Origin of the sequence: Curtobacterium sp. UNCCL17, from assembly GCF_000686685.1 — a bacterium.
Classification (GTDB): domain Bacteria; phylum Actinomycetota; class Actinomycetes; order Actinomycetales; family Microbacteriaceae; genus Curtobacterium; species Curtobacterium flaccumfaciens.
The window spans coordinates 666,189-685,984 of the sequence record NZ_KK366002.1 but is presented as its reverse complement, the minus strand read 5'-3'; the positions used below and the strand labels follow the sequence as shown (position 1 = coordinate 685,984).

General features: G+C 71.0%; 19 protein-coding genes and 3 tRNA genes. 14 read left to right on the top strand and 8 right to left on the bottom strand.

All coding sequences use genetic code 11. From position 1 onward, the window contains the following. Positions 1-8: 8 nt before the first annotated feature. A complete protein-coding gene (gene tilS / locus BR70_RS0117175) occupies positions 9-1,028 on the bottom strand; it encodes a tRNA lysidine(34) synthetase TilS (RefSeq protein WP_027467056.1) in 1,020 nt (339 codons plus the stop codon). A 64-nt stretch (positions 1,029-1,092) separates the two neighbouring features. Between tilS and BR70_RS0117170 the strand changes: the two genes are divergently transcribed. Next, positions 1,093-1,584: an inorganic diphosphatase gene (locus BR70_RS0117170; RefSeq protein ID WP_027467055.1), complete on the top strand. Its 492-nt coding sequence runs from the start codon at positions 1,093-1,095 to the stop codon at positions 1,582-1,584. A 211-nt stretch (positions 1,585-1,795) separates the two neighbouring features. Here the strand turns inward: BR70_RS0117170 and BR70_RS0117165 are convergent, their stop codons facing one another. Both BR70_RS0117165 and BR70_RS21585 read right to left on the bottom strand, forming a co-directional pair. Further along, a complete protein-coding gene (locus BR70_RS0117165; RefSeq protein WP_027467054.1) occupies positions 1,796-3,247 on the bottom strand; it encodes a C40 family peptidase in 1,452 nt (483 codons plus the stop codon). 34 nt (positions 3,248-3,281) lie between these two features. Further along, positions 3,282-4,559: a M23 family metallopeptidase gene (locus tag BR70_RS21585; protein WP_035809342.1), complete on the bottom strand. Its 1,278-nt coding sequence runs from the start codon at positions 4,557-4,559 to the stop codon at positions 3,282-3,284. Between the two features lie 258 nt (positions 4,560-4,817). On the opposite strand from BR70_RS21585, the gene BR70_RS0117155 reads away from it, so the two are divergent. The 3 genes from BR70_RS0117155 to BR70_RS0117145 all read left to right on the top strand — a co-directional run bounded on the left by BR70_RS0117155 (position 4,818) and on the right by BR70_RS0117145 (position 5,094). Next, a tRNA-Glu gene (locus BR70_RS0117155) sits at positions 4,818-4,890 on the top strand. 53 nt (positions 4,891-4,943) lie between these two features. Beyond that, positions 4,944-5,020, top strand: a tRNA-Asp gene (locus BR70_RS0117150). 1 nt (position 5,021) lies between these two features. Next, positions 5,022-5,094: transfer RNA gene (locus tag BR70_RS0117145), tRNA-Phe, on the top strand. A 198-nt stretch (positions 5,095-5,292) separates the two neighbouring features. Here BR70_RS0117145 and BR70_RS0117140 read toward each other — a convergent pair. Then, entirely contained in the window at positions 5,293-6,303 is a 1,011-nt protein-coding gene (locus tag BR70_RS0117140; protein WP_027467053.1) for an aldo/keto reductase family protein, read from the bottom strand. Between the two features lie 204 nt (positions 6,304-6,507). On the opposite strand from BR70_RS0117140, the gene BR70_RS0117135 reads away from it, so the two are divergent. Both BR70_RS0117135 and BR70_RS0117130 read left to right on the top strand, forming a co-directional pair. Continuing rightward, positions 6,508-7,152, top strand: coding sequence for a hypothetical protein (locus BR70_RS0117135; RefSeq protein ID WP_027467052.1), 645 nt, complete (start codon positions 6,508-6,510; stop codon positions 7,150-7,152). A gap of 58 nt (positions 7,153-7,210) precedes the next feature. Next, positions 7,211-8,203, top strand: a complete 993-nt coding sequence (locus BR70_RS0117130) for an SDR family oxidoreductase (RefSeq protein WP_027467051.1) — start codon at positions 7,211-7,213, stop codon at positions 8,201-8,203. Positions 8,204-8,310: 107 nt separating this feature from the next. Here BR70_RS0117130 and rocD read toward each other — a convergent pair whose 3' ends face one another. Next, on the bottom strand, positions 8,311-9,540 hold the full coding sequence (rocD, locus tag BR70_RS0117125; RefSeq protein ID WP_027467050.1) for an ornithine--oxo-acid transaminase: 1,230 nt from the start codon (positions 9,538-9,540) through the stop codon (positions 8,311-8,313). After that, complete coding sequence (ddaH, locus tag BR70_RS21580; RefSeq protein WP_035809340.1) at positions 9,540-10,448, bottom strand: dimethylargininase; 909 nt, start codon at positions 10,446-10,448, stop codon at positions 9,540-9,542. The genes rocD and ddaH overlap by 1 nt, the downstream gene beginning before the upstream one ends. 304 nt (positions 10,449-10,752) lie before the next feature. On the opposite strand from ddaH, the gene BR70_RS0117115 reads away from it, so the two are divergent. Genes BR70_RS0117115 through BR70_RS21575 form a run of 4 tightly spaced genes read left to right on the top strand, consistent with a single transcriptional unit; the run spans position 10,753 to position 13,176 of the window. Then, a complete protein-coding gene (locus BR70_RS0117115) occupies positions 10,753-11,190 on the top strand; it encodes an Lrp/AsnC family transcriptional regulator (protein WP_027467049.1) in 438 nt (145 codons plus the stop codon). 10 nt (positions 11,191-11,200) lie between these two features. After that, on the top strand, positions 11,201-11,581 hold the full coding sequence (locus BR70_RS0117110) for a hypothetical protein (protein WP_051597057.1): 381 nt from the start codon (positions 11,201-11,203) through the stop codon (positions 11,579-11,581). Between the two features lie 3 nt (positions 11,582-11,584). Further along, positions 11,585-12,418, top strand: a complete 834-nt coding sequence (locus tag BR70_RS0117105) for a nitroreductase family protein (protein ID WP_027467047.1) — start codon at positions 11,585-11,587, stop codon at positions 12,416-12,418. Further along, complete coding sequence (locus BR70_RS21575; RefSeq protein ID WP_051597056.1) at positions 12,415-13,176, top strand: YqjF family protein; 762 nt, start codon at positions 12,415-12,417, stop codon at positions 13,174-13,176. The genes BR70_RS0117105 and BR70_RS21575 overlap by 4 nt, the downstream gene beginning before the upstream one ends. Here BR70_RS21575 and BR70_RS0117095 read toward each other — a convergent pair. Beyond that, on the bottom strand, positions 13,148-13,807 hold the full coding sequence (locus BR70_RS0117095) for a hypothetical protein (RefSeq protein WP_155896919.1): 660 nt from the start codon (positions 13,805-13,807) through the stop codon (positions 13,148-13,150). The genes BR70_RS21575 and BR70_RS0117095 overlap by 29 nt on opposite strands. 99 nt (positions 13,808-13,906) lie before the next feature. Here BR70_RS0117095 and BR70_RS0117090 point away from each other — a divergent pair, with 99 nt between their 5' ends. Genes BR70_RS0117090 through BR70_RS21565 form a run of 4 tightly spaced genes read left to right on the top strand, consistent with a single transcriptional unit; the run spans position 13,907 to position 16,027 of the window. Next, positions 13,907-14,902 carry an SDR family oxidoreductase gene (locus BR70_RS0117090; protein WP_027467045.1) on the top strand — a complete coding sequence of 332 codons (996 nt, stop codon included), beginning with the start codon at positions 13,907-13,909 and terminating at the stop codon, positions 14,900-14,902. Then, entirely contained in the window at positions 14,899-15,243 is a 345-nt protein-coding gene (locus BR70_RS21570; protein WP_051597055.1) for a hypothetical protein, read from the top strand. The genes BR70_RS0117090 and BR70_RS21570 overlap by 4 nt, the downstream gene beginning before the upstream one ends. A 33-nt stretch (positions 15,244-15,276) precedes the next feature. Further along, positions 15,277-15,819 carry a dihydrofolate reductase family protein gene (locus BR70_RS0117080; RefSeq protein WP_027467044.1) on the top strand — a complete coding sequence of 181 codons (543 nt, stop codon included), beginning with the start codon at positions 15,277-15,279 and terminating at the stop codon, positions 15,817-15,819. Positions 15,820-15,829: 10 nt separating this feature from the next. After that, a complete protein-coding gene (locus tag BR70_RS21565) occupies positions 15,830-16,027 on the top strand; it encodes a hypothetical protein (protein ID WP_035809337.1) in 198 nt (65 codons plus the stop codon). Between the two features lie 101 nt (positions 16,028-16,128). On the opposite strand, the gene BR70_RS0117070 is transcribed toward BR70_RS21565, so the two are convergent. Then, a complete protein-coding gene (locus tag BR70_RS0117070; RefSeq protein ID WP_027467043.1) occupies positions 16,129-19,698 on the bottom strand; it encodes a proline dehydrogenase family protein in 3,570 nt (1,189 codons plus the stop codon). Between the last annotated feature and the right edge of the window lie 98 nt (positions 19,699-19,796).

Genomic DNA, 19,796 nt, shown 5'->3' with positions numbered 1-19,796 from the left:
ACGCCAGCCTAACCGGCGCTGAACTCGATGCGGTCGCCGGTCCGCGTGGCACGGACGCCTGGCAGGTCGATCGGGCCCTGTCCGCTCCAGTCCGTGACCAGCCGGCAGACCTCGAGCGTCTGCACGCGCGACAGCGTCACCCCGAACTCGCTCTCCACCGCCAGGCGCACGAGTCGCTGCCGGAGCGCCGGCGGGTTCGCCCCGAGCGCCCGCACCGACAGCGAGATGCCGGCCTCGGAGTGCTCGGCGATGTCCTCGGCGATCTCCTCGGCGAAGTGGTCGAGGGCCGCGGAGTCCTCGCGCAGCTGGTCGGCCGTGCGGGCCAGGGCCTCGGGCACCCCGGCACCGAGCTCCCGTTCGAGCACCGGCAGCAGGGTGTTCCGCACCCGCACCCGTGCGTACGCGGGGTCGTCGTTCTGCGGGTCGTGCCACGGCGCCAGCCCCGCCGCGGCACACGCCTGCCGTGTCGCGTGGCGCCGGACCGACAGGAGCGGCCGGCCGTACGCCGGGCCACCGTCGCGTCGGGCGAGCGGCTGCATGCCGGACAGGCTGTCCGGCCCGCTGCCGCGCAGCAGGCCGAGCAGCACCGTCTCGGCCTGGTCGTCCAGGGTGTGGCCCAGCAGCACCAGGGGTGACCCGGTGGCGGCCGCGACCTCGGCGATCGACGCGTGGCGGGCCTCCCGGGCGGCGCCTTCCGGGCCACCGTCGGAGCCGACCGTGACCCTGCGGACCGTCACCGGGTCGAGTCCCAGCTCGGATGCCTGCCGGGAGGCGCGGCTCGCGACCGCCTCGGAGCCCGCCTGGAGCGCGTGGTCGACGACCACTGCCCCGGCCCGCAGACCCTGCTTGCCCGCTTCGAACGCGGTGGCTGCCGCCAGGGCGAGGGAGTCCGGTCCGCCGCTCAGTGCGACGAGGACCAGGTCGCCTGCGGCGACCACACCGTCGTCGACGGCTGCGGCGAGCAGGTCACGGACCGCCAGGCGGGTCTCGGCGACGGCGGGGTCGAGCCGGGGACGCGGAGAGTTCACCCGGTAACGTTAGCCGCGCTTTCGCAACACACGACAGTCCCCGAAGCAGACACAGGAGCGCAACATGGCCGCGTACGACGTCGTCGTCGAGATCCCCAAGGGCAGCCGCAACAAGTACGAGGTGGACCACGAGACCGGTCGCGTCTACCTCGACCGCGTGCTGTTCACCTCGTTCGTCTACCCCACCGACTACGGGTTCTTCGAGAAGACCCTGGCCGACGACGGTGACCCCGTGGACGCGCTGCTGCTGCTCGAGTTCCCGACGTTCCCCGGCGTCGGCGTCAAGGTCCGCCCCGTCGGCGTCTTCAAGATGAGCGACGAGGCCGGCAACGACGAGAAGGTCCTCGTCGTCCCTGCCAAGGACCCGCGCTGGGCACACATCCAGGACATCTCGGACGTGCCGGAGCAGACGAAGGCCGAGATCGCGCACTTCTTCGAGCGCTACAAGGACCTCGAGCCGAACAAGTGGGTCAAGGCCGAGGGCTGGGGCGACGCCGCCGAAGCCGAGCGCATCGTGCAGGCCGGTCAGGCCGCGTACGTGCCCGGCTCGCACTGACGATCCCCTGACGACGAACGGCGCCCGCTCTCCTTCCGGAGGGCGGGCGCCGTTCTGTGTGCGTGGTGGGCTGCTGCCGGGCGAACGAGGCATGGGCGGGGGGCGCACCTGGTGGAAACGGGCGTACCTGGTGCGTTGATCCGTGCAGGTACGCCCGATCTCGCTCGTTACTGCAGCCGCTCTGGGAAAGAACGGGCAGACCGGGAGCGGGCTACAGGGAACCGCTCGGGCGGGCGACGTACGGCATGAGCTGGTTCGGCAGCCAGATGGCGCGCTCGACGACGCCGACGCCGGGGCGCGCGGCCTCGACCATGGTGCCGTAGCTCGTCACGATCGAGTCGTGGTACGCCCCCGAGGCGGTGCCGTTCGACGAGTAGAACAGGATGTCGCCGGGCTGGCGCTGGGACAGCGGGACGAGGCGACCGATCGACTTGAAGTAGTTGTACTGCCAGACGACGTTGTGTCCACCGGTCGCGATGCCCTGCGAGCTGTAGGCCATCATCACGAGGCCGGAGCAGTCCCAGGTGGTCGGGCCGGCGCCGCCGAGGACGTACGCCTCGCCGAGCTGCCCTCGGGCGTAGGAGATCGCGCCGGCGGCCTTCGAGGGACTGCTCGGGGCCGGTGCGGGGGCGGGTGCCGGAGCAGGGGCCGGGGCGGGAGCAGGAGCGGGTGCCGGCTTGCTCGGCGTGCTGGGAGTGCTCGGCTTGCTCGGGGTGCTCGGCTTCGCGGGCGTGCCGGGGTTCGACGGGGTGCTCGACTTGGACGGCGTGCTCGGGACGGCCGGAGTGGAGGTCCCGCCACCGGTGCTGCCGGTGCCGCCCGTGTTGCCGGTGTCGCTGCCGCTCGTGCCCCCGCCGGTGGCGTTCCCGGTACCGGCGTCGCCCGTCTGCTTGGCGATGGCGGCCGCGGCGGCCTTCGCCTGCTGCGCGCTCCAGTACGCGGTCTCCGTCGCGACGCTCGTGCCCTTCAGGTACGCGAGCTGGCGCAGGACCTCGGCCTGCTGGTCCTGTTCCTTCTGCACCCGCGCCTGGGCGCCTGCGGCCACGTCGTTGGCCGTCGCGAAGGTGGTCTTCGTCGCCTCGGTCGCCTTGCTCAGTGCCTTCTCGGCGGCGGACTGCTGGGCCGCCAGGGACTCGACGGTCTTCTGGTCGGCGCGTGCCTCGGCCAGGACGGTCGCGGAGCGCTCGGACAGGTGCGACATCGTGCCGACGCGGTAGAGCAGGTCCTTCGAGTCCGACGAGTCCATGAGCATCGTCGTCGACAGGTCACCGCCGCCCGTGCGGGACAGCTCGACCACGAGCCCGGCGACCTGGCCGGCCGAGTCGTCCGCCCGGTCCTTCGCACGCTTCGACTGCGCGGACAGGTCGGCGAGGGTGTCCTCGGCCTCCTGCTGCTGCGACGCCGCCAGGGCGTACGCCTGTCCGGCCTGCTGTTCGGCGACACCGGCCTGGTCGGCGGCGTCCTGCAGCGTGCCGAGCCGGTCGCTCAGCTCGTCGACCGTCTGCTGGGCGTCGGCCGCGTCGGACTTGGCGGCCTTGACGTCGTCCCAGGACGGACCCGAGGGCGCGGCCTGGGCCGGTCCGGCGATGACGACCGACAGGCCGATGCCGAGCACGGCGATGGTCGCGATCCCGCAGGAGAACGAGCGAGCGGAGGTGGTCATGACGTGGAAGGACTCGTTCCGGTGGCGCTGATGCTCATACCGAGATCCCCCGCGCTGCCATGAAGGGGACCGGGTCGACGGCAGCGCCGTTGACCCGGGTCTCGAAGTGGAGGTGGCACCCGGTCGACCAGCCGGTCGAGCCGATCTTGGCGATCTGCTGTCCCGCGGTGACGTGCTGGCCGGCGGTGACCATGATCCCGCCGTCGACGACGTGGCCGTACGCGGTGGAGATGCCGCCGCCGTTGTCCAGGATGACCTCGTTGCCGTACCCGCCACCGTTGCCGGCGAAGGTGACGGTGCCGTCGTGTGCCGCGTAGATCGGGGCGTAGCAGGCCGGGGCCAGGTCGACGCCGGCGTGCAGGGCGCTGACGTGCGTGTAGGGGTCGACGCGGTAGCCGTAGGGACTGGTCTGGTACCCGCCGGCGGGTCGGACCCAGCCGGACGCGTTCGCGGTGCCGCCGCCCGTGCCGCCCTGGCTCGTGGCTGCGGCCTTCGCGGCTGCCCTGGCCGCAGCGGCCGCGATCTGTGCCTGCCGCTTCTTCTCCGCGGCGACGCCCTTGCGGTAGTCCGCCTCGACGCCCTGCTGCTTGGTGGTGAGGGCGGTCAGCTGCGCCTCGAGCCGGGACTCGTTGTCGTTCTGGGCGTCCACCGCGGTCTGTGCGGCGTCGGCGGCGCCCTGGGCCTGCTGCATCTTCGCCTGTGCGGCGTCGGCGAGGTCGCCCAGGGCTGCTTTTGCAGTGTCCGCCTTGTCGGCCTGGGCCTGGGCGGTGCCGCGGTCCTGCGAGGCCTGCGAGTAGATCCCGTCGGCCTGCTCGCTGAGCTTCGACATGGCACCGAGCTCGTAGAGCAGGTCACCGGAGTCCGAGGGGTGCGTGAGGATGTCGGTCGTCACGTCGTTGGCGCTGGCCCGACCGAGCTGCGCGGCGAGCTGACCGGCCTGCGCTTCGGACCGCGCGGCGGTCTGCTCGGCCTCGTCGGCCTGGGACTGCAGCGACTTCTGCTTGAGCGTCGCCTCGTCGTACTTGCTCTGCGCGGCCTGGTACGCCTCGCCCGCGGCCTGGGCTGTCTTCTGCTTGGCAGCCGCCTCGCTCTTCAGCGACGAGATGAGCGACTTGATCTCGCTGACCTTGGCCTGCTGGGCGCTGGTCGACGACTTCGCCTGCTGCACCTCGTCCCAGCTGGGGTAGCTCGCAGCGCTGGCGGACGACGTCGGGGCAAGGGCCGCGAGCGTGCCGGCCGTGAGCGCGACGGCGACCGCGGCGGCGATCAGGCGGCTGCGGGTGCGGAGGGAGAAGGGAGTGGAGGTCGACATGTATCTCGATTTCGTAACAGCGCGGCAAGGCTCACGCACGTAACACTGTTAACAGGTGCAACAGTAACAACACGGGTCGCAGGCTCGACAGCCCCTCGGACGAGGGGTGCGGCCGCCGACGATGCTCGCACCGACAGCATCGGAGACCCGTGCGCTGACGCCGCGACACGCCGGGGATGCACGGTTGGTGGGGCCGGATTTGTGAAACCCGGGGGGCATCCGTATGCTTGTCCATCGGTAGCGCGATGCACTGCTTGCGGCCCTATCGTTTAGTGGCCTAGGACACCGCCCTTTCACGGCGGCAGCACGGGTTCGAATCCCGTTGGGGTCACTCCTTGAGTGAGCGAGCAAGTAGTACTGAACAACACCACAGCAATTCAATATGGCCCTGTAGCGCAGCTGGTTAGCGTGCCGCCCTGTCACGGCGGAGGTCGCGGGTTCAAGTCCCGTCAGGGTCGCCACGGCTGGATAGCTCAGTTGGTAGAGCGTTCGACTGAAAATCGAAAGGTCCACGGATCGATGCCGTGTCCAGCCACCGGTGAAGGCCCCCTGCTTCGGCAGGGGGCCTTTTCCGTTGTCTGAGCGGTGTGACGTCGCTCGCCGCGTACAACCAGAGTCACCCCGAACCACGCAGCAGCGCAGTTCGGGGTGACTCCGTTTGTGCGGCTCGCGATCGCGCCGGTTCGCCGACGGCCTGGAGGCGCGGGTCGCCTCCGCACGTCGGCTTCGGCGGCTAGGCCTCGCGCGCCTTCGGGCTGCTGTCGTTCGTCTTCGCGGGGTCGCGCTCGACCACGGTGCCCAGGGCATCGTCGATCCGCGACATGAGCTCCGCGGGGATCGTGACGCCGGCAGCGCCTGCGTTGTCGTGCACCTGCTCCGGACGCGAGGCCCCGATGATCGCGCTCGCGACGTTGTCGTTCTGCAGGACCCACGCGACGGCGAGCTGCGCCATCGACAGGTTGAGCTCGTCGGCGACCGGCTGCAGCTCCTGCACCGAGGACAGCACCTCGTCGCGCATGAACCGCTTGATCATGTCCGCGCCGCCCTTGTCGTCGGTCGCGCGGGACCCCTCGGGTAGCGGCTGACCCGGCTTGTACTTGCCGGTGAGCACCCCCTGGGCGATCGGGGACCAGACGATCTGCGAGATGCCGAGTTCCTTCGAGGTGGGGACGACCTCGTCCTCGATGACCCGCCACAGCGCCGAGTACTGCGGCTGGTTCGAGATGAGCTGGAAGCCGAGGTCCTTCGCGAGCGCAGCACCCGCACGCAGCTGGTCCGCGGTCCACTCGCTGACGCCGACGTACAGGACCTTGCCCTGGCGCACGATGTCCGCGAAGGCCTGCATCGTCTCTTCGAGCGGGGTCTCGTGGTCGTAGCGGTGTGCCTGGTACAGGTCGACGTAGTCCGTCTGCAGCCGCTGCAGCGAGCCGTCGATCGACCCGAGGATGTGCTTGCGGGACAGCCCGGTGTCGTTGTGGCCCTTCGGACCGGTCGGCCCGAACACCTTCGTGGCGATCTCGAGGGACTGGCGCCGCTCCCCCTTGAGCGCTTCGCCGAGGACCGTCTCCGCGCCGGTGTTGGCGTAGACGTCGGCGGTGTCGAACGTCGAGATGCCGACCTCGAGGGCGGCCTTGACGCAGGCGATCGCCGCGTCGTTCTCGACCTGGGATGCGTGGGTGAGCCAGTTGCCGTAGGTGATCTCGGAGACCTTGAGGCCCGAGTTGCCGAGGTAGCGGTACTCCATGTGCGTGTCACTCCTGTCGTGGGCGCGTCGGTGCGACCCGAACCGTGACGGTAGTCGCGTCGCCCCCAGGAGCACTCGGCCTGCGAGTGCACACCTGTACGCTGATGTTTCAGAGACGATCGGGAAAGACGAAACCCCGGCGATGTGGCCTGAGCCAGGGATCGTTCCGGGGTCTTCGTGAACAACGGTAGCAGGCGAGGCGGGATGCAGGAAGACGAGCTCGAGCGGCTCATCACAGCCGAACGGCTCCGTTCGTACGCAGGGCGGACCGGGTCGTCGACTGAAGCACTGCGGCTCTACGAGTGGAACATGCGAGCCGCGGCGGCGGTCATGGAGCTCACCGGCGTCGTCGAGGTGTTCGCTCGCAATGCGCTCGACCGTGAACTCTGCGCGTGGGCATCGAGCCGCGCCGGGCCACCCTGGTTCGACATGGCACCACTCGACAGCCGCGGGCGTGCCGACCTCGCCAAGGCACGGGCACGGGCGAGTCGAGAAGGTCGTCGTCCCGAAGTGCACGGACGGGTCATCGCGGAACTCAGCTTCGGGTTCTGGCGGTACCTCGTGGAATCGCGTTACCACACGTCGCTCTGGGTTCCTGGCCTGCATCGAGCCTTTCCGCACGGGCAGGACAACCTGCGGATCCGACGGAGCGAGGTGGCGCGACGGCTCCAGCAGCTGCACTTCGTGCGGAACCGCGCCGCGCACCACGAACCCATCCACGCGCGGAACCTGCAGCGGGACCACGACTTCGCACTCGAACTGCTCAGCTGGATCAGTCCACACGCGGCATCCTGGGCTGAGGGCACCACGTCGATCGAAGCCGTGCTCCGTGCCCGCCCCGACGGGTAGGTGCAGGATCGAAAGGGTTGCGGCACGGAGCGGTGCCGCCGGAAGCGAGGGAGCATCCATGACCGGAGCGAGCGTGTTGTTCATCGGCGGGAGCGGCGTCATCAGCGCCGCCTGCGTCCGGGAAGCCGTCGAGCAGGGGTTCGACGTCACCGTGCTCAACCGGGGGACCACCGGGGGCAGGCCGATGCCGGAGGGTGTGACGCGCCTCCAGGCCGACGTGTCGGACCGCAGCGCACTGGCGGACGCACTCGGCGACCAGCGCTTCGACGTGGTCGTGAACTGGATCGCCTTCACGCCGGACCAGGTGCAGGCCGACGTCGACTTCTTCGCCGGGCGGACGCGGCAGTACGTGTTCATCAGCTCGGCCTCGGCGTACCAGACGCCGGCGACGCACCTGCCGATCACGGAGTCGACACCGCTCAAGAACCCGTACTGGCAGTACTCGCGCGACAAGATCGCGTGCGAGGAGCTGCTGATGCAGGCGTACCGGGAGCAGGACTTCCCGGTGACGATCGTGCGGCCGTCGCACACCTACGACGAGACGAAGCTGCCGCTGACCGGTGGCTGGACCGCGGTCGCTCGGATGCGTGCCGGCAAGCCGGTCATCATCACCGGCGACGGCACCTCGCTGTGGACCCTGACGCACAGTCGCGACTTCGCGGTCGGGTTCACGGGGCTGCTCGACCGGGCCGAGGCGATCGGTGAGCCCTTCACGATCACGAGCGACGAGGCGCCGACGTGGAACGCCATCGCGCACGAGATCGCGGCGGCGGCCGGAGTCGAGGACCTGCGGATCGTGCACGTGCCGGCGGACGCGATCAACGCCGTCGACCCCGAGTGGGGCGCGGCGCTGCTCGGCGACAAGGCGAACAGCTCGGTGTTCGACAACAGCAAGGTCCGGTCGCTCGTGCCGTGGTACCGGCCGCGCACGACCTACCGGCAGGGTGTGCGCGAGGTCATCGCCTGGTACGAGGCGCACCCCGAGGAGCAGGTCGTCGACGAGCAGCTCGATGCCCTGATGGACGAGCTGGCGGCGCGCTGGGCCGTGTGAGCCGCACTGGTTGACGCGCGTCGGCGCACGCAAGACACCGGTGTTCGCGCTCCACACCGCGGGATGCGGGGGTTCAACGCGCGAACACCGGTGTTTTGCGGATCAGGTCAGGCGCGCGCCGTCAGGACGTCGGACAGGGTTCCGATCGCGAAGCGCACCTCGTCGTCGGTGACGACCAGGGGCGGCGCGAAGCGGATCGTCGACCCGTGGGTGTCCTTCACCAGGAGCCCGCGGTCGGCGAGGTCCTTCGAGATCGCCTTGCCGGTGCCGAGCGCGGGGTCGATGTCGATCCCCGCCCACAGTCCGGCCACGCGGTGCGAGACGACACCCTTGCCGAGCAGGTCGTCGAGCAGGCCGCGCAACAGCGGTTCGCCGTCGAGGGCCCGCTGCTGGAAGGTGCCCTCTCCGAGCATCGCCACGACCTCGGCGCCGACGGCCGCGGCGAGCGGGTTGCCGCCGAAGGTGGACCCGTGCTCGCCGGGGCGCAGGACGCCGAGGACCGCTGCCGAACCGACGACCGCCGACACCGGCACGATGCCGCCGCCGAGGGCCTTGCCGAGCGTGATGAGGTCGGGGCGGACCCCGACGCGCTGCACCGCGAGCGTGTGTCCGGTGCGACCGAGGCCGGACTGGATCTCGTCGGCGATGAACAGCGCGCCGAACTCGTCGCAGACCGCGCGGACGTCAGGGAGGTACGACTCCGGCGGGATGACCACGCCGCCCTCGCCCTGGATCGGCTCGAGCAACACGGCGACGACGGTCTCGTCCATCGCCTCGCGCAGCGCCGCAGCGTCGCCGTACGGCACCGTGCGGAAGCCCGGCGTGAACGGCCCGAAGTCATCGTGGGCCGAGGGGTCGTCCGAGAACGAGATGATCGTCGTGGTGCGGCCGTGGAAGTTCCCGGACGCGACGATGATCGTCGCCCGCTCGGCCGGCACGCCCTTGACGCGGTAGCCCCAGGCGCGGGACACCTTGATCGCGGACTCGACGGCCTCGGCACCGGTGTTCATCGGCAGGACCATCTCGGTCTCCGTCAACGCCGCCAGTGCTGCGGCGAACGGCCCGAGCTGGTCGTTGACGAACGCGCGGCTCGTGAGCGTCACGCGGTCGAGCTGCGCCCGTGCGGCGTCGAGCAGCCGCGGGTTGCCGTGGCCGAAGTTCACCGCCGAGTACGCGGCGAGCCCGTCCAGGTACTGCTTGCCGTCGACGTCGGTGACGGTCGCTCCGGCACCCGACGCGATGACGACGGGCAGCGGGCTGTAGTTGTGCGCGAGGGCGCGGTCCTCGACGGCGAGCGCCGCCGCGGTGTTGACCCCGAGCGACGCTGCCGCCGACATCAGCTGACCCCGAGCGAACGCGCGACCGAGGTGCCGGTGCCGACCGGGTGCAGATCGAGGGTGCAGCACTTCACGCCGCCGCCGCCGAGCAGCAGCTCGGACAGGTCGACGCCGATCGGGTTGTAGCCCTTCTCCCGCAGCTGCTCGGCGAACCGGACAGCCCGGGCGGCGATCACGACGTTGTACCCGTCGGAGTACGAGTTCAAACCGAGGATCGCGGCGTCTTCCTCGGTGGCGATGATCGCGTCGGGGAAGCGCTCGCGCAGGATCGCCAGCGACGGCTCGTCGAAGGCGCTCTCCAGGTACGCGATGTTGCTCGTCCCGTCGACGGAGGGCTCGGGGTCGAGCACGGCGATCGCGGTGTCGAGGTGGTAGAAGCTCGGGTTGATGAGCTTGAGGGTGACGACCTCGCGGCCGTAGATCTTCGCGAGCTCGTCGTGCGAGGTGCTGTCCGACCGGAAGCCGGTGCCGGCGAAGATGGTGTCCCCGATGAGCAGGAAGTCACCCTCGCCCTCGTTGGTCTGCTCCGGCTCGGCGACGGTCAGACCGGCCTGGCCGAACCAGTCCATGTACGCGGGGCCCTCGGGCTGGCGCTCGGGGTACTGGAACTTCGCGCCGTACGCGATGCCGTCGAGGACGAACCCGCCGTTGGCCGCGTAGACCATGTCCGGCAGGCCGTCGATCGGGTCGATGTACGAGATGTCGAAGCCGAGCTCCTCGTAGACGGCGACGAGCGACTCCCACTGCTCGACGGCCTTCGACGTGTCGGTCGGCTCCTCCGGGTGCATCCACGGGTTGATCCGGTAGCTCACGGTGTAGAAGTCCGGCTTGCACATCAGGATCGTGCGCTTGGTGGCGACACGGGCCGAGGTGGCGACGGACTCGGGGGCGGGTGCGGTGTTCGACATCAGTCCTCCTGGAAGGGACCGGGGCCCGAGCCTGCCAGGAACCGAAACGGAACGAGGAGAAGAGCTCCGGTGAGATGCAGGCTCACTCACCGCAGCGGACCAGGTCGACGCCGAGTCGATCCTTCCACAGACTCACCGCAGCGGAACAGTGACACTCAAGCATCGACGCCACTCAGAGGTCTGGCATGAACCGTCCGACGAGTGCAGTCCCCCGCCTGCGGGACCGTGACACCCGTTCGGGTGACGCACGTTTCGTGCGCCAGACCCACCAGCTTCGCAACAAGTCCGCGTACGATGGGGACAAATGGATACGCTCGACCACCGCATCCTGGATCAGCTCCGGGACAACGCCCGCGCCGGCTACGGCGACATCGGGTCGGTGGTCGGACTCTCGGCCTCGGCCGTCAAGCGCCGCGTCGACCGGCTGGTCAGTGACGGCGTCATCCAGGGCTTCACGATCAAGGTCGACCCCGCCGTCGAGGACCGCGGCACCGAGGCCTGGGTCGAGCTCTACTGTCGCGGCACCGTCTCGCCCGACGAGCTGCGTGCCCTGCTCGACACCGTCCCCGAGGTCATCGACGCCGGCACGGTCACCGGCAGCGCCGACGCCGTCGTGCACATGCGCTCGAAGGACCTGTCCGCGCTCGAAGAGGCGCTCGACAAGGTCCGCCTCGCACCCCAGGTCGACCACACCCGCTCCGCGATCGTGCTCTCCAAGCTCGTCAGTCGAGAGACCGCGTAACGTCCCACGCATGGGACGGAAGACGGTCTGGAGGCGCGGCTCGGCACCCACGGGATCGCGCCCGGCCCGGCAGCTGGTCACCGCTGCGAGCGTCGCCTACGTCGCGAACTGCCTGTGGGGCACCGCGGTCGCCGTGCGGCTGATACGCACGAAGAAGCTCCGCGTCGTGCACCACGGCCTGTTCGTCGTGACCGCGACCCTGACCGGCGTCGCGGCGACCACACCCGCGTGGACGCGCGACCGCACCGCACTGTTCCTGCTGCCGGCACTCGTGCCGCTGGCGGTCGCTCCACGCACGAACCCGCGCTCCGGAGCACACTGGAGGGTCGCGGTCGCCGCCGCACCGTCCTACCTGGGGGCCGTGCTCGCACGCAGGCGATCAGAGAGGTGAGCAGTGGAGCTGTTCGAGGCCATCCGACGACGACGCACGACGAACGGGCCGTTCCTGCCCGATCCGGTGTCGGACGAGCACCAGCGGCTTCTCATGGAGCTCGCCGGCCGGGCGCCGTCGCAGCTCAACAGCCAGCCGTGGCGCTTCGTGCTGATCGAGGAACGCCAGACGATCGACCGCGTCGCCGAGATCAGCGGCAGCTCGATGACCCGCACCATGGCCGAGGGCACGTTCTTCGAGCGGTACAAGCCGTACTTCCGGTTCTCCAAGGCCGAGATGGACGAGCGGCGGGACGGCATGCTGTTCGACAAGCTCCCCGGGCCGCTGCGGCCGTTCACGAAGCAGGTGTTCACGAAGCGCGGGCAGCTGCTCATGAACACGCTCCGGGTGCCGCAGACCCTGGGTGAGGAGAACCGGAAGCTCGTCGCCGGGTCACCGCTGCTGCTCGGCGTGATGCTCGACCGCCACGAGTACCGGAAGGAGGAGCTCTCCGGCTTCTACTCCGTGTTCAGCATGGGCGCGGCGATGGAGAACATCTGGCTCGCGACGACCGAGCTCGGTCTGGGGATCCAGTTCGTGTCCTTCCCGATGGAGACCCCCGGCGCGTGGGAGGAGATCGAGGGACTGCTCCGCGTGCCCGAGTCGCTCGAGCTGATGGCCGTCTACCGGATCGGGTACCTGCCCCCGGAACGACGACGGCCGGCCATCGACTGGACGTCGAGCGAGCGGAAGCGTCCCTCGCAGTACGTGTTCCGCGGCACCTGCGACACCCCGCAGCGCGGGTGGGACGACGCACCCGTCGCAGCCCACATCGAACCGGAGGCGACCACATCGTGACCGACACCCGACCCACCCAGAGCACCCCGGGCCTCCAGGCCGTCGCCCCCGGCCTGCCGGGCCGCCCCTGGATCTCGCAGGACTGGCTCGACGTCGTCTTCGTGCACTGGCGCGTCGACGTGTCGGCGGTGGCCCCGCTGCTGCCGGCCGGCACGCGGCCCGACACGATGGCGCTCGACGGCACCGACGACGGGGTGACCACCTGGGTGGGCCTCATCGCGTTCCGGTTCGAGGACACCCGGTTCCCGCCGTTCTCGACCGGGAGCATCGGCGACTTCGTCGAGCTGAACGTCCGCGTCTACACGGTCGACGAGCAGGGGCAGCGCGGGGTCGTGTTCCTGTCGCTCGACGCCGGCAAGCTCCTGCCGACCATCGGTGCACGCGTCGCGACCGGACTGCCGTACCGGTGGGCGATCGCGGAGTCACGCAGCGGTGACGCCCGCGTGGGGTACGCGATGCGGCGGCACGGCACCCACCTGCGGTCGATGCTCGACGTCCGTGTGGGCGAGGTGCTCGACGAGCCGGGGCCGCTCGAGACGTTCCTGACGGCGCGGTGGGGCATGCACGTGCACCGGGCCGGACGGACGCGGTTCTGGCCGAACGAGCACGAGTCGTGGCCGTTGCACCGGGCCTCGGTCGTGTCGCTGCGGGACGACCTGGTCGGAGCTGCCGGGCTGCCTTTCGGGCTGACCGAACTCGAGCCGGACTCGGTGCTCTACTCGCCGGGGGTCACGACGCGGTTCGGTCGGGGGCGCTGAGGGCGGGACTCCGGCTGGTCTCGCGGGCCCGGGCCGCTGCCCGGAACTGGTGGACAGCCAGCAGCGCCGAGAGCAGTGCCGTGACGCCGCCGGCGATCCAGGCGGCCCGCAGGTACTCCGGCACGCTCTCCACCGTGAGCCCGGTAACGGCGAGTGCCGCGCACGCGACGGCGACGACCGCTGCAGCCCACGCGGCCACGATGTGGTCGAGCCGGGGTACCGCGCGTGCGGTCGTGTACAGCATCACCGCAGCGCCCGCCCCGACCAAGATGCCGATCCGGGACCCGACCAGGGTGGTCGTCAGGGCGACGACGGTGGCGGCCGATGCGCCGACGAGCACACGCGTGACGTGGGACCGCCACGAGGCGTCGCGGCTCTGCTCGTCGTACGCGTGCCGACCCGTCACGAACAGAGCAACGGCACCGACGGTCGTCACCACCGCGGCGGACACCCCGACGACGAGCGCCAACGCACCACCGAAGGCGATGCCGAGGGCGACGTGTGCGGCGGCGAGGAGCAGGGTGAGGACCGGGTACAGCCAGACCTCGAGCGGCCGGGTCGGTGTGTTGAGCACCCAACCGGGCGGCGCCTCCTCTGCGGGGTCGTCGGTATCGGGGACTCGGGTCTCCACCTGGCCATGATGTCCGATCGGTGCGTGCGTCGTTCGGTACGGCAACTTCGGGGGACAGCGGCTGAGTGGTGCACGGCCGGCCGCAGGTACAAGGGAGCCATGACTCGAGTGGCAGTGGTGACCGGTGGATCCGCAGGACTGGGACGGGCGACCGTCCGGGAGCTCGCCGCACGGGGGTGGGACGTGGCCGTCCTGGCCCGCGGGCAGGAGGGCGTCGACGCCGCCGTCGCCGAGGTCGAGGCAGCCGGGCGACGCGGGTTGGCCCTGGTCGCCGACGTCTCCGACCGCGACGCCGTCGAGGCCGCGGCCGACCGGGTCGAGCGGGAGCTCGGACCGATCGACCTTTGGGTGAACGGCGTGATGGTCGGAGTGTTCGGGAAGTTCCTCGACACCGCCCCGGAGGACTTCGAGCGAGCGCTGCACGTGACCTACCTCGGCTTCGTGAACGGCACCCGGTCGGCGCTGTCGCGGATGGTCCCCCGCGGTCGTGGGCACGTGATCCAGGTCGGTTCGGCGCTCGGGTTCCGCGGGATCCCGCTGCAGGCCGCGTACTGCGGCGCGAAGCACGCGATCGTCGGGTTCACCGAGTCCGTCGTCTCCGAGCTGCGCGAACAGGGCAGCAAGGTCAAGGTGTCCCGCGTGGACATGCCGGCCCTCAACACGATCCAGTTCCAGTGGGTGAAGTCGAAGTTGCCGCACCACCCGCAGCCGGTCGCCCCGATCTACCAGCCCGAGGTCGGCGCCCGCGCCATCGCCGCCGTGGCCGAACGACCGCGCAGCCGCACCTGGGTGGGCGAGTCGACGGTCTACACGATCCTCGGCAACCGGATCAGCGGACGCTTCGCCGACTGGTACGCCGCCAAGACCCTGGTCGACGGGCAGCAGGCACCGGACAAGGACGGCCTCGAGATGCGGGACAACCTGTACGAGCCGGTTCCGGGCGACCACGGCGCGCACGGGGTCTTCGACGAGTCAGCGCATGCCTGGTCGCCGCAGACCTGGTGGGTGGAGCACCGCCGGGTCGGCAACGGCATCATCGGGGCGGTGCTCGGTGCGGCCGGTGCCGCTGCACTCGTCGCGGGACGCCGACGATGAGCCGCCGGTCGTCCGCCGGTAACGGGGCAGCCGTCGTCGAGCTGGCGCGTGCCGGGCTCGGCCTGTGGCACCTGAGCCGTGCGGCCCGAGGGTCGGACCAGGCCGTGCTGCACGGCGTGCTCGGGGTCCGTCAGCTCGCACAGGCTGCGCTCGTCGCGCGGGCTGGTTCCGGCAACGCGCACACCCTGAGCGCCGTCGTGGACGCCCTGCACGGCGCGACGATGGTGCCGTTGGCCGTCGCCGACCCCCGTCGACGCCGGTTCGCGCTCGACCAGTTCTGGATCGCCGCGGTGCTCGCGGGCGCCGAGGCAACGGTCGTCGGTCGCGGCGGTCGGCGCTGACTCCTGTCGGGGGTGCTCGGTAGCGTCGCCGGCATGAGCACGATCTACTCCGTCGCGTCCTCGCTGGACGGCTTCGTCGCTGCGCCCGACGACGACCTCGACTGGCTGCTGCAGTTCGGGTTCGAGCCGTTCCAGGAGCACCACGACCGGTTCTTCGCCGGCGTCGGCGCGATCGCGATGGGCTCGACGACGTACGAGTGGCTGCTCGAGCACGACGACACGTGGGCGTACCCGGACCTGGCGACGTGGGTGTTCACGACCCGAGACCTTCCGGTGCCCGACGGTGCCGACGTGCGTTTCGTCTCGGGCGAGGTCGGCGACCACCAGGCCGACCTCGAGCGCGAGGCCGCCGGGCGTGACGTCTGGGTCGTCGGCGGCGGACTGCTCGCAGCGCAGTACCAGCAGGCGGGCATCCTCGACGAGCTGCGGGTCACCGTGATGCCGGTCGCGCTCGGCGGCGGAGCGCCCCTGCTGCCGGTCGCCGCACCGACCCCGGTGTTCGAGCTCGTCGGCACCACGCAGTTCGACGGCGGGGCGGTCGAGCTCCACTACCGTTCCGCAGCAACCGCGGCGTAGCGTCCGGAGCATGAGCGACAACGAGCAGACCGAGCCCGTCATGGACGGTGCCACCGATGCCACGAACCACGAGAAGCTGCAGGGCCTGATCGAGCAGGTCGACCACGACCACGCCGGTGAGGGCGCCGGCGCGATGGCGGACCACCTGCGCGACCGCATGGACGAGACCGGTGTCGAGGACGAAGACGCGGGTGACGCCGAGGACTGATCCTCGGGTCACTTCGTGAGCAGAAGAGGTCGGGTCCCGTCTGGGAACCCGACCTCTTCTGCTCACGAAGCGCAATACCCGACGCGCGACGCGCGACGCGCCTAGACGCGCAGCTCGGAGAAGTCGCTGTCGACGTCGCCGAACCGGTGCGCGGTGATCGACACCGACTGCTCGCGCAGGTACGGCAGCATCTCGATCACGCCGGCCTCGACGACGGGGGCATCGTGGATCGCGACGTCGATGCTCGCACCCAGGGCTTCTTCGAGGGCGAGCGGGTCACCGCCGAGCAACCGGATCCGGGCACCGGGACCACCGAACGCCGTGTGGGCCGGCCGGTCCTGGCCCTGCGACAAGACGGCCTCGAGCGCGTCGACCGGCTGGTCGTCCTGGTCGGTGGACCAGTCCGCCTGGAACACGGCTCCCGACGACGCGCGGGCGTGGAACTCCTGGTCGGACTCGACCAGGTGGTCGACGACGTCGAGCGGGGACCGGTTCGACGCGAGCAGCTGCGTGAGCGGGCCCGGCAGCGGCCGAGCCGTGCTGAGCAGGATGTGCGCGCGTGCCGAGGTCGCGGCGACGAGCGTCCGGACGAGGTCCACGGTCGAGGCGTCCTCGGCCTGGCGCACGATGACGGACTGGGGTCGGTGGCGCAGCACGTTCCGCTGCACCACGAGCCCGGACAGGTCCCGCGACCGGAAGAGCGTCTCTCGTGCATGCACGTCGCTCAGGGCTCCGGCGCGGACACGGTCGAACTCCTCGAACGACAACCCGCTGCGCGCGGCCTCGATCACCGCGGTGACGCGTGGGGGCAGGCCGTGCAGCTGGATGCTCTTGTGCACGGTCCGGGGTGTGGGCTGCCAGCGGCCGAGGGTCGCGACGTACATCGGGCCGCCGGCCTTGGTGCCGGTGCCGACCGAGGAACCCTTCCAGCCACCGAACGGCTGGCGCCCCACGACGGCACCGGTGATGCCGCGGTTGACGGACAGGTTGCCGGCGTGGACCCGGGCCAGCCACTCGGACACCTCGTCGACGTCGAGCGAATGGATGCCCGCCGTCAGCCCGAAGTCGGTGCCGTTCTGGATGGCGATCGCCTGCTCGAGGGTCTCGGCGCGCATGATGCCGAGCACCGGGCCGGAGTACACGGTCTGGTGGAAGTCGCTGCCGGGTCGGACGCCGTCCCGGATGCCCGGCGACCAGAGCCGGCCGGAGTCGTCGACCGCCTCGGGCTGCACGAGCCACGACTCCCCCGGCCCGAGCTCGGTCAGACCCTGGCGGAGCGTGCCCTGCGGTTCGGCGACGAGCGGGCCGACCTGCGCCGTGGGGTCGTCCGGCCACGCGACCCGGAGCGTGCGGGTGGCGTCGACGAGCTGCCGCTGGAAGCGCTCGCTCTCACCCACGGACCCGACCAGGATCACGAGGGACGCCGCCGAGCACTGCTGTCCGGCGTGCCCGAAGGCAGACTGCACGATGTCCTGCACCGCCAGGTCGAGGTCGGCGCTCGGCGTGACGACGATGGCGTTCTTGCCGCTCGTCTCGGCGGTGAGCGGCAGTCCGGCACGCCACCAGCGGAACGAGCGGGCGGTGTCGGACGAGCCGGTCAGGATGATGCGGTCGACCGTGGGGTGGCCGATGAGGTCGCGGCCGAGTTCGTCCTCGGCCAGGTCGACGAGCTGCAGCAGCGAGTGCGGCACCCCGGCGTCCCAGAGCACGTCGGCGAGCACGGCACCGGAACGCTTCGCCTCGGGCGCGGGCTTGAGCACGACACCGCTGCCCGCGGCGAGCGCCGCCAGCACGCCACCGGCGGGGATCGCGACCGGGGAGCTCCACGGCGGCACGACGACGGTCAGCCGCGGCGGCACGTACTGCGCGCCCTCGACGTCACCGAGGCGCCGGGCGCTCTCGGCGTAGTAGTGGGCGGCGTCGACGGCCTCGGTCACCTCGGCGTCGGCCTCGGCGAAGGTCTTGCCCGTCTCGGCGGCCATCACCTCGATCAGGTCGGCGCGGCGGGTCTCGAGTTCGTGCCCGATGAGGTCGAGGAGCTCGGCGCGGTCGGACGGGTCCTGCCGCCCCCAGTTCACGCCGGCCTGGGCGGTCCGCGCCATGATCCGCTCGAGCTTGGACCGGTCGGCGACCTTCGCGCCGCGGATCGTCTGTGCGCCGAGCTGCGAGCGCGGCACCCGGCGCAGGACGTCGAGCGCCCAGGCCCGGTTCGCGGCGACGGACGGGTCGGTGTCGGGGGCGTTGCGGAACGCGTCGCGCAGGACGGGTTCACCGAGGGCACGGTGGCGGTCCTGCGTGCGGTGGGTGGCGGGGACGGGCTCGTCGAGTGCGGCGACGGACGCCAGGAACCGGCTGTGCTCCCGCTCGAAGACGCTGGCGTCGTGGTCGATGTCGGCTGCGGCGGCGATGAAGTTCTCGGGGCTCGCGCTCTCCTGCAGGCGACGGGCGAGGTACGCGATGGCCGAGTCGAACTCGTCCGGCTGCACGACGGGCGTGTAGAGCAGGATCTGGCCGACGTCGGCCCGGACGGCCTGGGCGTGGGTGGACGCCATGCCGAGCAGCATCTCGACGTCGACGGCGTCGGTGACCCCGCGGCGCTGCGCGAGCACCCACGCGGTGGCGAGGTCGAACAGGTTGTGCCCGGCGACCCCGATCCGCACGGCGTCGGTGCGCTCCGGCGTCAGTGCGGTGTCGAGGATCCGGAGGTAGGCGGTGTCGGTCTCGCGCTTGCTGCCCCAGGTGGCGAGGGGCCACCCGTGCAGGATCGCGTCGACGTGCTCCATGGCGAGGTTCGCGCCCTTGACGAGCCGCACCGTGATCGGGGCACCGCCGCGCGCCCGGCGTTCCTGTGCCCACTCGGTCAGCGCGTCGAGCGCTCCCGCGGCGTCGGGCAGGTAGGCCTGCAGCACGATGCCGGCCTGCAGGTCGGCGAACTCGTCACGGTCGAGCAGCGCCCGGAACACGGCCAGGGTGACGTCGAGGTCGCGGTACTCCTCGATGTCGAGGTTGATGAACTTGGCCGGGCGTCCGGCGGCCGTCGGCGCCGCGGCCAGGCGGTAGAGCGGGACGAGCCGGTCGACGACGCGCTCGACCGTCTGGTCGAAGGCCCACGGCGAGGTCTGCGGCACGACGGAGCTCACCTTGATCGACACGTGGTCGACGTCGTCGCGGGCGAGCAGGTCCATGGTGCCCTGCAGGCGTCGGTCGCTCTCGGCGCTGCCGAGGACGGCTTCGCCGAGCAGGTTCACGTTCAGTCGGGTGCCCGGACCGCGGACCTTGGCGAGGGCCGGGCCGAGCTTGCTCGTGCTCGCGTCGATGACCAGGTGCCCGGTCATCCGGCGCAGGATCCGGCGTGCGGTCGGGATCACGGCCCACGGTGCCATGGTGGCGAACCCACCGCCGAGCGTCACCGCCCCGCGCAGGTACCAGGCGAGGAAGTCGGGGACGTCACGGCTCAGCTGCTCGAGGTTCCGTGCCGCCACGCGGGGGTCTTCGGGGCGGACGACCTTGTCCACGAAACCCCGGGTGAAGTCGAGGCCCTGCTCGTCGCGCAGGACCTCGGCCAGACGGACCGCACCCGGGTCGGGCTTCACCCCGGCGGACGCCGCCAGCCACCGGCGCACGAGCACGACGGCGTCATCGGTGGTGTCCTGGAGGCGAGCACTCGGCATCCCCCGATCGTATGCCGCACGTCCGACGCGACCTCGGAGCACGCCGTACGTCGGCCAGGAGTCATCCGAGCGGATGAAAGGGGTCGCTGGGCGGACCG

Excerpts from the sequence above, each read along its gene's own strand:
- BR70_RS0117170 (WP_027467055.1), top strand. The coding sequence starts at position 1,093 with ATGGCCGCGTACGACGTCGTCGTCGAGATCCCCAAGGGCAGCCGCAAC.
- BR70_RS0117165 (WP_027467054.1), bottom strand. The coding sequence starts at position 3,247 with ATGACCACCTCCGCTCGCTCGTTCTCCTGCGGGATCGCGACCATCGCC.
- BR70_RS21585 (WP_035809342.1), bottom strand. The coding sequence starts at position 4,559 with ATGTCGACCTCCACTCCCTTCTCCCTCCGCACCCGCAGCCGCCTGATC.
- BR70_RS0117140 (WP_027467053.1), bottom strand. The coding sequence starts at position 6,303 with ATGGAGTACCGCTACCTCGGCAACTCGGGCCTCAAGGTCTCCGAGATC.
- BR70_RS0117135 (WP_027467052.1), top strand. The coding sequence starts at position 6,508 with ATGCAGGAAGACGAGCTCGAGCGGCTCATCACAGCCGAACGGCTCCGT.
- BR70_RS0117130 (WP_027467051.1), top strand. The coding sequence starts at position 7,211 with ATGACCGGAGCGAGCGTGTTGTTCATCGGCGGGAGCGGCGTCATCAGC.
- rocD (WP_027467050.1), bottom strand. The coding sequence starts at position 9,540 with ATGTCGGCGGCAGCGTCGCTCGGGGTCAACACCGCGGCGGCGCTCGCC.
- ddaH (WP_035809340.1), bottom strand. The coding sequence starts at position 10,448 with ATGTCGAACACCGCACCCGCCCCCGAGTCCGTCGCCACCTCGGCCCGT.
- BR70_RS0117115 (WP_027467049.1), top strand. The coding sequence starts at position 10,753 with ATGGATACGCTCGACCACCGCATCCTGGATCAGCTCCGGGACAACGCC.
- BR70_RS0117110 (WP_051597057.1), top strand. The coding sequence starts at position 11,201 with ATGGGACGGAAGACGGTCTGGAGGCGCGGCTCGGCACCCACGGGATCG.
- BR70_RS0117090 (WP_027467045.1), top strand. The coding sequence starts at position 13,907 with ATGACTCGAGTGGCAGTGGTGACCGGTGGATCCGCAGGACTGGGACGG.
- BR70_RS21570 (WP_051597055.1), top strand. The coding sequence starts at position 14,899 with ATGAGCCGCCGGTCGTCCGCCGGTAACGGGGCAGCCGTCGTCGAGCTG.
- BR70_RS0117080 (WP_027467044.1), top strand. The coding sequence starts at position 15,277 with ATGAGCACGATCTACTCCGTCGCGTCCTCGCTGGACGGCTTCGTCGCT.
- BR70_RS21565 (WP_035809337.1), top strand. The coding sequence starts at position 15,830 with ATGAGCGACAACGAGCAGACCGAGCCCGTCATGGACGGTGCCACCGAT.
- BR70_RS0117070 (WP_027467043.1), bottom strand. The coding sequence starts at position 19,698 with ATGCCGAGTGCTCGCCTCCAGGACACCACCGATGACGCCGTCGTGCTC.